Here is an 8,886-nt window from a genome sequence, read left to right on the forward strand (position 1 = left end):
GCAATATAAATTGAAACGCCGTATACGCGAACCGTACGTACGGTGTTGTGAGAGGGGCGAAAATAAGTTAGCTTATTTTCCCTCTACTCGATTGTTCATCCTTCAGCCAATTTTTACAAAAATATTTTTTTCCAATCGTCCTAAACAATTTGGTGTAACTAACCGAATTATTAGGTAGAAGTCATTTATCTATGCAGTATAGGTCTTTTTCACTAAAATGTATTATTTTTCTATATGGTAAATGTTATATTGGATAATAAATGAGAAATGTAGGGGAAGGGCGAGATAAATAAATGGAAGCAAATAAAGGGATATTACTAGAAAGCGGTACGAATGAACTTGAAATCGTCGAATTTGGAATTGGAAAGAATAAATTCGGCATTAATGTAATCAAGGTGAAGGAAATCATAAATCCTGTACATATCACCCTTGTTCCCCACTCCCACCCCAATGTGGAGGGTATCATAGAACTTCGGGGGGAAGTGCTACCTGTTGTAAATGTAGCCGATGCCTTAGGGTTTCCTGCATCAGAGACCCCAGAACAGGATAAATTCATAGTCGCTGAATTCAACCAGCAAAAGGTCGTATTCCATGTTCATACCGTGACACAGATCCATCGTATCTCATGGACACAAATCGAGAAGCCTTCGGATATGTATCAAGGCTTGGAAAGTCAGATAATCGGTGTTATCAAATTAAACAGTGAAATGATCTTATTGCTGGATTTTGAAAAGATCGTGGTTGAAATCAATCCCGAATCAGGAATTAATGTCCAACAGGTTAGGAAGCTTGGCCAGCGTCAAAATTCAGAAAAGAGAATCTTGATAGCTGAAGATTCACCATTGCTGCGTAAGTTACTGTTCGACACTTTGACAGAAGCCGGATTCAGACAGTTGGAGTTTTATGAAAACGGGATAGACGCGATCAATTATTTGGAAGGACTCGTTGAAGCTGGCAAAACGATTGTCGAAGAAGTCCAACTAGTGATCACGGATATTGAAATGCCTCAAATGGACGGCCATCATCTTACAAGAAGAATTAAGGAAAATAGCAATTTAGCTGCACTGCCAGTCATTATATTTTCGTCTTTGATAACTGATAGCCTGCGCCATAAAGGGCAAATAGTCGGGGCAGATGCACAGATTAGTAAACCTGAGATTGCCGAACTTATCAGATTGATTGATAAATTTGTTTTATAACCTGTGAAAACGGGACGAGGATCTTGGATCCTCGTCCCGTTTTTTCTTTTAATACTTTGAACCTTTTCCTAAAAAAGAAGAGGGGAATGGGTTGTGAAAGGGTTGTTTAACTTGACTCCGTCCATACGACCTTTTTTCGGTCTTCACAGGGTTGGGTTGTTTTTCTCCAGCTTGTCCAACATAAGCTTGTAAAATTTGCTTTGCTTTTGATAATGACAAGGCAGCTTTGGGATTTCTTATAGATGCTGCACGACTGCCGAGATGGGGGAGGTTTTTTAGGTCTTCCTTCGTAGGCGGTAGGTGAAAGACATAGGAACCACATTCAACAATGACATCGGATTGTTGAGCGGCAAAGCGAGGGTTATCAGAGAAATGGAGACCCATCTTCTTCGCTTTTCCTTCTTGCATGAGCTTATTTAAAGCGAGCTTTTTTAAGTTGTATAGATTTTTAGGTTCCAATGCAGTCTTCGCATGCTTATTAACTATAAACACGGCTTGGGCAAGGGAGTTAATCGAAAACTCATCCATTTCAGAATGTCCTTTCGTTTGATTCATAGTAGAAACTCCTTTTCATCATAGGTTTAGAAGGAATACTATCAGAATAGATTACTTCAATAAAGTCATACCGTTTATTTTTGACTAGTGTGATATTCGACGTGTAAGGTAGCATCGGGAATTTGATAATGGGCCAAATTATACCATAAAGCCATAGTTATTCCCAACACTTTACCAACTATGCATTTCATATTATACCACTTCACAATATATAAGGAAGTAAATTCTAAAGCTGTGACACAGCAATTCAAGAAAAACGGTAAAATATCGAGTGCGCTCTTTCTAAAAGAAAAAGAAGGCGTTACATTTCGCCTTCTGTGCAACCCTTATTGGGTGTATATATTGATGTTCTCATTTACTGCAGCCTGTGCGCCGAATTGTTGTGGGTAGCCCTGAAAACCTTGATAACCCGGATATCCCTGATTACCCTGATATGCAGGATAAGGGGGATAAGGAGGATAAGCGGGTGGATAGGGAGGGTACGGCGGCGGGTACTGTGGACGATTGTTGAATAATAATGGACCTACTGCTAATCCAGCCACAAACGATAAAGGGAGTAATAAAGGAAAGAATGGAAAGAAACGTTCATCGTTTCCATATTCAATCCCCATTTCATTCCCGAAGTCATTGCGGTAAACATTTTGCGGCAGTGGATATTGATTGTAGGGGTAGAAAGGATAATAATATTGTGTTTGCATGGTTGGCCTCCTTTTCTCTATGTCTTTACATAGTATGGTTTATTTTTTGAAAAGAGCCTGTTCCAGGTTAATCTGTTATAATGAATCTATTCATTTACAGATACTTGAGGTGGTTGAGCTGATGCGGTTTAAAAGGGTTTTTGCCGTAGGTTTTGGAGGAGCGGGAGGAGCTTTATTGCGTTATTCGGTTATTACATGGACGGCCGCTTCTTTTTTTCCATTTGGCACCCTCATTATAAATATAGTAGGATGTTTTTTACTTGGAATGATTAATGGGTATTTTGCCTCGAAAAAAAAATCATTCGTTTTTTTAGCCCTTGGCAGTGGATTTTGCGGAGGGTTCACCACGATGTCAGCATTTTCTCAGGAACTGGTGACACTGATGCAGGTTTCTATGATACAAGCAGCCATCTATCTTGGAGCAACCATTGTGCTGGGAATGATTGCAGGTTTTCTAGGGTTACATATTTTTGGTGACCGAAGAGGAGGTACTGTATGATCCAGATCCTTTTCATTTTAATAGGAGGCTTTTTCGGTGCGGCCTTAAGATATATATTTCAGGCTTTATTCAATAAGCTCTTGCCATCGAAGTCCATACCATTTAGTATTTTACTGATTAATCTAATCGGTTGTTTCTGTTTGGGGCTTATCTTCCCAAGAAAGGAAGAATGGGATCCAACATTGCATCTGATGGTGTCGATGGGCTTTTTAGGTGCTTTTACGACCTTTTCTACCTTTAGTATGGAAGCTCTCGAACTTATGAGAAAACACCGCTACATAGAATGTCTCATCTACATAACGGTATCCATTTTAGGGTGTATCATGGCTTTTCTGGTCGGCTATTCATCTATGTATTAGCTAACTAATCATTGACATATTATAACAAACTGGTAAAAATAACGTGGTGTTTCCATTTACCTTCTAATGCTATAATTCAAAAGATACATCAGGAAGTTCTACGCACAGGCTTTGTTAATGAGTCTGGCGATTTTCCAATGTGCTTCTTGATTATTCAGCCCTAAATTCATAAATGGTTAATTCAGGACGTGATAAAAAGCGGTAGGGGAGCCGAGTCGTGCCAAGTCCCCGGTTAACATGTAGCGTCAATGAATCAATCTCAAATGTACCCTCCGTATACTTTTCGGCATAGGGGGGAGTAACTAGGGCGCCGATAAAAGGAATTTGAACTTGTCCGCCGTGACTGTGCCCGCTAATTTGATACTGAATATCATAAGTGCACGATGTGTCAGCTAAGTCAGGTGCATGTGAGAGCATGATGGTGAACGCCCCTTTTGGTATACCAGAGAGTGCCTTTTCAAAGTCGGGTTTTCCGAGCATTGCGTCATCGACGCCAGTTAAGAAGATTTCTTCAGCTGATAGTAAGGAAATGCGGGCAGATCTATTCTGCAGCATAGTAAAGTTGGATTTTTCCATGATATCCCGATATATCTCAGATCCATATCCTCCATGATCATGGTTACCGAAGATGCTGAACTTACCCAAGGGTGCTTTCAGTTGATTTAAAACCGGCGGAATTTTGTTTTGAGCCTTATACTTATTGGGCTCGTCCATTAAATCACCGGTAAATACAACAATATCCGGACCCAGTTGATTTATCTTATTGACAATGGCTTGTAAATCACTAAGCTGAAATTGAAACCCCAAGTGGGTGTCACTGAATTGTATCATTGTCATGCCATCAAAACCTTTTGGGATAAGAGGGTGGCTGATAAGGGCGTGCTTTATTTCTAACCACTTCGGTTCTAAGTTATGGGAGTAGTAGCCACCACCGACACTTAAACCGGTAACAGCCGCCAGCGTACGCAGCCCATTTTTTAAAAATGTTCTTCTGGAAATATTTTTACTCAAATTAATCAACCTATCTACATTAAGAATGTTACTTCCTCATATTAACAAACAATGTACATAATTAGAAGGAAATCTCTTCATAGGCATATGGATACGGAGTGACTGGAATTGAATGATTGATATCCAGTTTGAAATTGATATTTACACGGAGGTAGCATGATGACCGAACCAATGTTTATTACACTGATAATACTTCTATGCGCATTTGCGCTTTTTATACAAGGTAAATTTCGTGCAGATTTAATTGCCCTTTGTGGCCTTGCTGTTCTAGGCCTGACGGGAACACTTCCATTTAATGAACTTGTGGCAGGGTTTGCCAATCCCGTAGTAATAATGCTGGCTGGCCTATATATCGTTGGTGCTGGTTTACTTAATACGGGGATTGTGGAAAAGACTGGAAACAATTTGCTTAAATATTGTGGTGGTAGCGAATGGAAATCACTGTTGGTCGTCATGGTTACGGCAGGACTGTTAAGCGCATTTTTAAGCGGCACCGGCATTGTTGCCATATTGCTTCCGCTTGTCATGAGCATGGCTTTGCAACAAAAAACTAGCCCTACCCGTTATTTATTGCCCCTGGCCTATGCTAGCAGTATTGGCGGGCTCTTGACGCTAACGGGTACACCTTCGAACATGATTGTAGCTAATGTGTTAAGGGAAAATGGTTTACAGACGTTCACTTTTTTTGATTTCGCACCCATCGGATTAATAGCATTTTCGGCTGGGCTTTTCTTCATGCTCACACTTGGACGTCTGCTACTGCCAGAAAAAACGATTGCAGCCAACAATAGTGTGAAGGGGTTGTCTGCAGGGGAACTAGCAGGTATGTACAAAGTATATGATCTCCTGCATTATCTACACATTCCTGCTACGTCAGATATTGTCGGAGAAAGATTATCCGACTTACAGCTGCCTGTTCAATATGAATTGACATTGATAGAGATCCAGCGGAAATCGAAAGATAAGCAGTTGCCGTTGCTTCAAAAGCAACAAACAATATCCGCCAGAGCCGATGAGGTAATGCACCCTGACGATATCATCTTGGTTTTTGGGGAAGAAGAAGCGGTTCAACGATTGGCAGATCACTATGAACTTGAATTTAAGCATTTTAATACGGAACAAATAAAGAAGCATTTTCTCAGCAGTAGATTCGGTTTGACGGAAATATTGATTGTCCCGAACTCCGACTATGAAAATCAAACGCTTATTGATGTTCATTTCCGTGAAAAATATCAGTGTAATGTATTGGCAATCAATAGAAATGGTGAGTATATCCAGGCTGATGTTGGTACAGAACGTCTGAAGCCCGGTGATGCCATATTGATACATGGTGAATGGGAAAATATCGAAAGGATTTCCTCCGATTTAGAGGATGTCATTGTTATAGGTACAACCTCAGAAGAAAGTTCAGCTGTGGACTCAAAATTCAAAACATGGATCGCTTTGATGATAATGGGTATGATGGTAGTTCTTTTATCGATAGATGCGATCCCCCCTGCTTTGTCGGTCCTTACGGCTGCCCTGCTAATGATCGTAACAGGATGTGTCCGTTCTATGGAAGATGCCTATCAAAAGATCAATTGGGAGCCTATATTGTTAATCTCAGCCATGCTGGGATTGACGGCAGCACTGGATAATACTGGCGGGGTTCGGATGATAAGTGATTGGCTGGCAGTCTTATTCAGTAATATTGGAGCTCATGGCCTATTGGCGGTCTTTTATCTCTTGACCCTGATTTTAAGCCAGTTCATCCCTTATGGAGCAGCAACAGTTGTCATGACGCCCATTGCGCTAACGTCCGCGGTCAATCAGGGTGTCGATCCCGTTCCGGTTTTTCTATCCCTGGCGATTGCGGGAAGCCTTGCCTTGGCTACTCCAAGGGTGGCGACTACGAATGCATTGGTCATGACGGCGGGGGATTACAAATATAAAGATTTCACCGTTATTGGGATTGCCACACAAGTCTTCATTGGTGTCATCATGGTCATCACGATTCCTTTGATCTTCCCGTTCTAATTCAATTACAAAAGGCTATTGTTCAACTTAGGAACAATAGTCTTTTACCTGTTGGCTTTTGTAGTATCCTAATGAATCCATCATGTATATTTAATCAAAAATACGGGTAAATGGGTGGGAATACAAAAGTTATTATTATCAATGCTTACAACTAATGGTATAATTTGTGCATATTGATGTTTCGTAATTAGGGGGAATACATCATGGATGCAGAAAAAATATTAAAGAATTTGGACAGGGTGACACCTTTTTTTCAACCCATTTTCAGTGCAGATCAGCACCAGGTTATCGGGTATGAAATATTAGGGCGCTATGAGGAGCAGGGAGAATATGAAAGTCTTGGTTCCTTTTTTCACGATTCTTCCGTGCCTGAAGAGTATCGGATAGAAGTGGATAATTATGTACTGGAAATAGCTCTTGAACGAATAAAGGATTATGGTGAAGACTTTCTCATCTTTATTAATCGAGATCCCAATTTGCTAATGTTAGATCATGGCGAAGAATTCATGGAAATTCTACATCGTCATTTTCAGCCTGAGGAAATGAACAGAATCGTTTTAGAACTGTCAGATACGATCAGTTTGGAAAACTTTGAACCTTTACAACATGTACTGGCCTATTTTAAGACATATGGCATTAAGATAGCTTTCGATCATCTGGGGGAAGATAGTCAACTAGATCATATTGCTCAGATTTCTCCGAATATTTTAAAAGTTAATTTAAATCAGCTCCGTATCTCAGGGGGAGACGCTTATCAGGTCATTCTCTTTTCGCTCAGCATGCTCGCACGTAGGATTGGGGCCAATTTATTGTTTGAAAATATTGAATCGGAGTATCAACTCCGTTTTGCTTGGAAGAACGGAGGCCGGTATTATCAGGGTTATTTCCTGGCAAGGCCGGAAGGGGAATTCATTGATAAAGACCTGCTTCGTGATAAATTCCATCAAGAATGTCAATCTTTCATTTCTTTGGAAACAAAAAAGATGGAAGCTGTTTATCAAAAAACGTTGCAATTCAATGAAGGCATGCAATCCTTCTTGAAACAGCAAAAAGGCACCAATTCACATGAGGAACTTCTAGGAATTCTCGCTGCCAAATTGGACTCCATTTGTTTCCGGTTATATATTTGTGATGAAGAAGGGTATCAGAAGTCTCCTAATATTCTTCAAAAGGATGGCCAATGGTTGGTTCAACCTAAATATATGGACAATAATTGGAGCTGGCGACCTTATTTTCTTGAAAATATCGTTAAGATGCGCAATGAAAAAAAAGGTATTTTATCTGATTTATACAGTGATATCGAATCGGGGGAAACGATCCGAACCTTTTCTTACCCACTTAATAAAAAGGAGTACATTTTCTTTGATTTGTCCTATAGCTATCTCTATGAAAATGATGCCTTGCTTTAAAACAAAAGAAGTATAATAATTGTCAAAATGTGTAACGATAAGCAAAAATAATGCTTGGAGGAGACATATTTTGAGTACATATATTTGGGTCCTACTCATCATAGTAATCGTCATGTCGATATATTTACTCTTTTATACCTTTTCTGTCGCAAAAGGGCAAAAAGCGGTGAAAGGGAAATATGATTCGTCTCTCGATGATTCTGTTAAAGAGCATCCATATTTGTGGAACCCGATTTTTCTTTCTATGTTAGTGGCTACGGTTTTGATAGTGGGATTCATTTTTTATTATGTATTTAAATAAGCAATAGATTGAAGATTTCTTATATAGGAGATCTTCTTTTTTTGTGGAAAAAGTGAGCAAAGAATTTGCCAATAGCCGGGGAATTTTCCAGGATGGTATTTTTTTTCAGTTTGGTCCTATTCACGAAGGGTAAGAAAAAGTATGAACAAAAACCGGTATCTTTCGGGAATTATACTACCTAGGAGATGAAACGATGAAAAAATATTTAGTTGCTTGTGTCATAAGTTGCCTTCTTTTATTAGGGGGATTGCCTGTTACTGCAGAGGAAGGCATACATAGGGAGCAAGTGCTTTCGTTAGTACAGGAAGCATTGAATAATCAAGGTTCACTCAGTGAGGAAGTAAGGACGAAAAAAGAAATTAAAGATAAGCTGACTAAACATTTCACGGAGGAATTTGCAGAAAAATTCATCCAAGCGAACGTCACGAAAGTTGATGGAGGATATATGGCATTTGGTTCAGATTTCGCGCCATATTACATTCCTTTCTTCAGCTACGACGATAATACAGAAGTTATCTACGGAAAAGATTCAGAGTATATTTATGTGCAGGAGACATTTGAGGCATCAGAGGGTCCTGTCTCTTCCGGGAAACAGGTTGAGGTCGTTACCTTGAAAAAAGAAAAGGACGCCTGGAAAGTTACTGACGTTTCATACGTAAATGAGAAAAAACTGACCGATGATAAGTAATTGTTATAATCAAATAGTCAGATCAGCAGGAAAAAAGTCTAAAGAGGGTCAATCCTGGTAGTGACCCCTAAAAGTTAGAGTTTTCTTTATGCAGCTATTTGGCTGGCATGAGTTCGGTAGTTTACTGGACTCATGCTAGCCAGTTTTTGTT

Annotated in this window: 10 protein-coding genes; 7 read left to right on the plus strand and 3 right to left on the minus strand. The window is 39.8% G+C overall.

The features are described from left to right. The first annotated feature begins 293 nt into the window (after positions 1-293). Positions 294-1,199 (plus strand): chemotaxis protein, encoded by a 906-nt coding sequence (locus tag ACIQXN_RS21410; protein ID WP_402971552.1) that lies wholly within the window; start codon positions 294-296, stop codon positions 1,197-1,199. A 48-nt stretch (positions 1,200-1,247) separates the two neighbouring features. On the opposite strand, the gene ACIQXN_RS21415 is transcribed toward ACIQXN_RS21410, so the two are convergent. After that, positions 1,248-1,754, minus strand: coding sequence for a YkyB family protein (locus tag ACIQXN_RS21415; RefSeq protein WP_402971555.1), 507 nt, complete (start codon positions 1,752-1,754; stop codon positions 1,248-1,250). A 326-nt stretch (positions 1,755-2,080) separates the two neighbouring features. Then, on the minus strand, positions 2,081-2,452 hold the full coding sequence (locus ACIQXN_RS21420) for a hypothetical protein (RefSeq protein WP_402971558.1): 372 nt from the start codon (positions 2,450-2,452) through the stop codon (positions 2,081-2,083). A gap of 121 nt (positions 2,453-2,573) precedes the next feature. On the opposite strand from ACIQXN_RS21420, the gene ACIQXN_RS21425 reads away from it, so the two are divergent. Together ACIQXN_RS21425 and crcB are read left to right on the plus strand one after the other, a co-directional pair. After that, entirely contained in the window at positions 2,574-2,951 is a 378-nt protein-coding gene (locus ACIQXN_RS21425; RefSeq protein WP_402971561.1) for a fluoride efflux transporter FluC, read from the plus strand. Next, positions 2,948-3,310 (plus strand): fluoride efflux transporter CrcB, encoded by a 363-nt coding sequence (gene crcB, locus ACIQXN_RS21430; protein WP_402971564.1) that lies wholly within the window; start codon positions 2,948-2,950, stop codon positions 3,308-3,310. The genes ACIQXN_RS21425 and crcB overlap by 4 nt, the downstream gene beginning before the upstream one ends. A 150-nt stretch (positions 3,311-3,460) precedes the next feature. On the opposite strand, the gene ACIQXN_RS21435 is transcribed toward crcB, so the two are convergent. Then, entirely contained in the window at positions 3,461-4,321 is an 861-nt protein-coding gene (locus ACIQXN_RS21435; RefSeq protein WP_402971567.1) for a metallophosphoesterase, read from the minus strand. Positions 4,322-4,480: 159 nt separating this feature from the next. Here ACIQXN_RS21435 and ACIQXN_RS21440 point away from each other — a divergent pair, with 159 nt between their 5' ends. The 4 genes from ACIQXN_RS21440 to ACIQXN_RS21455 all read left to right on the plus strand — a co-directional run bounded on the left by ACIQXN_RS21440 (position 4,481) and on the right by ACIQXN_RS21455 (position 8,735). Continuing rightward, on the plus strand, positions 4,481-6,337 hold the full coding sequence (locus ACIQXN_RS21440) for an SLC13 family permease (protein WP_402971570.1): 1,857 nt from the start codon (positions 4,481-4,483) through the stop codon (positions 6,335-6,337). Positions 6,338-6,540: 203 nt separating this feature from the next. Beyond that, positions 6,541-7,746: an EAL domain-containing protein gene (locus ACIQXN_RS21445; RefSeq protein ID WP_402971573.1), complete on the plus strand. Its 1,206-nt coding sequence runs from the start codon at positions 6,541-6,543 to the stop codon at positions 7,744-7,746. A gap of 70 nt (positions 7,747-7,816) precedes the next feature. Continuing rightward, complete coding sequence (locus tag ACIQXN_RS21450) at positions 7,817-8,047, plus strand: hypothetical protein (protein WP_402971576.1); 231 nt, start codon at positions 7,817-7,819, stop codon at positions 8,045-8,047. Between the two features lie 193 nt (positions 8,048-8,240). Next, entirely contained in the window at positions 8,241-8,735 is a 495-nt protein-coding gene (locus ACIQXN_RS21455) for a DUF3993 domain-containing protein (protein ID WP_402971579.1), read from the plus strand. Positions 8,736-8,886 lie beyond the last annotated feature (151 nt).

This window comes from Peribacillus sp. NPDC097295 (genome assembly GCF_044761665.1).
In the GTDB taxonomy this organism is placed as follows: Bacteria; Bacillota; Bacilli; order Bacillales; family DSM-1321; genus Peribacillus.

Excerpts from the sequence above, each read along its gene's own strand:
- ACIQXN_RS21410 (WP_402971552.1), top strand. The coding sequence starts at position 294 with ATGGAAGCAAATAAAGGGATATTACTAGAAAGCGGTACGAATGAACTT.
- ACIQXN_RS21415 (WP_402971555.1), bottom strand. The coding sequence starts at position 1,754 with ATGAATCAAACGAAAGGACATTCTGAAATGGATGAGTTTTCGATTAAC.
- ACIQXN_RS21420 (WP_402971558.1), bottom strand. The coding sequence starts at position 2,452 with ATGCAAACACAATATTATTATCCTTTCTACCCCTACAATCAATATCCA.
- ACIQXN_RS21425 (WP_402971561.1), top strand. The coding sequence starts at position 2,574 with ATGCGGTTTAAAAGGGTTTTTGCCGTAGGTTTTGGAGGAGCGGGAGGA.
- crcB (WP_402971564.1), top strand. The coding sequence starts at position 2,948 with ATGATCCAGATCCTTTTCATTTTAATAGGAGGCTTTTTCGGTGCGGCC.
- ACIQXN_RS21440 (WP_402971570.1), top strand. The coding sequence starts at position 4,481 with ATGACCGAACCAATGTTTATTACACTGATAATACTTCTATGCGCATTT.
- ACIQXN_RS21445 (WP_402971573.1), top strand. The coding sequence starts at position 6,541 with ATGGATGCAGAAAAAATATTAAAGAATTTGGACAGGGTGACACCTTTT.
- ACIQXN_RS21455 (WP_402971579.1), top strand. The coding sequence starts at position 8,241 with ATGAAAAAATATTTAGTTGCTTGTGTCATAAGTTGCCTTCTTTTATTA.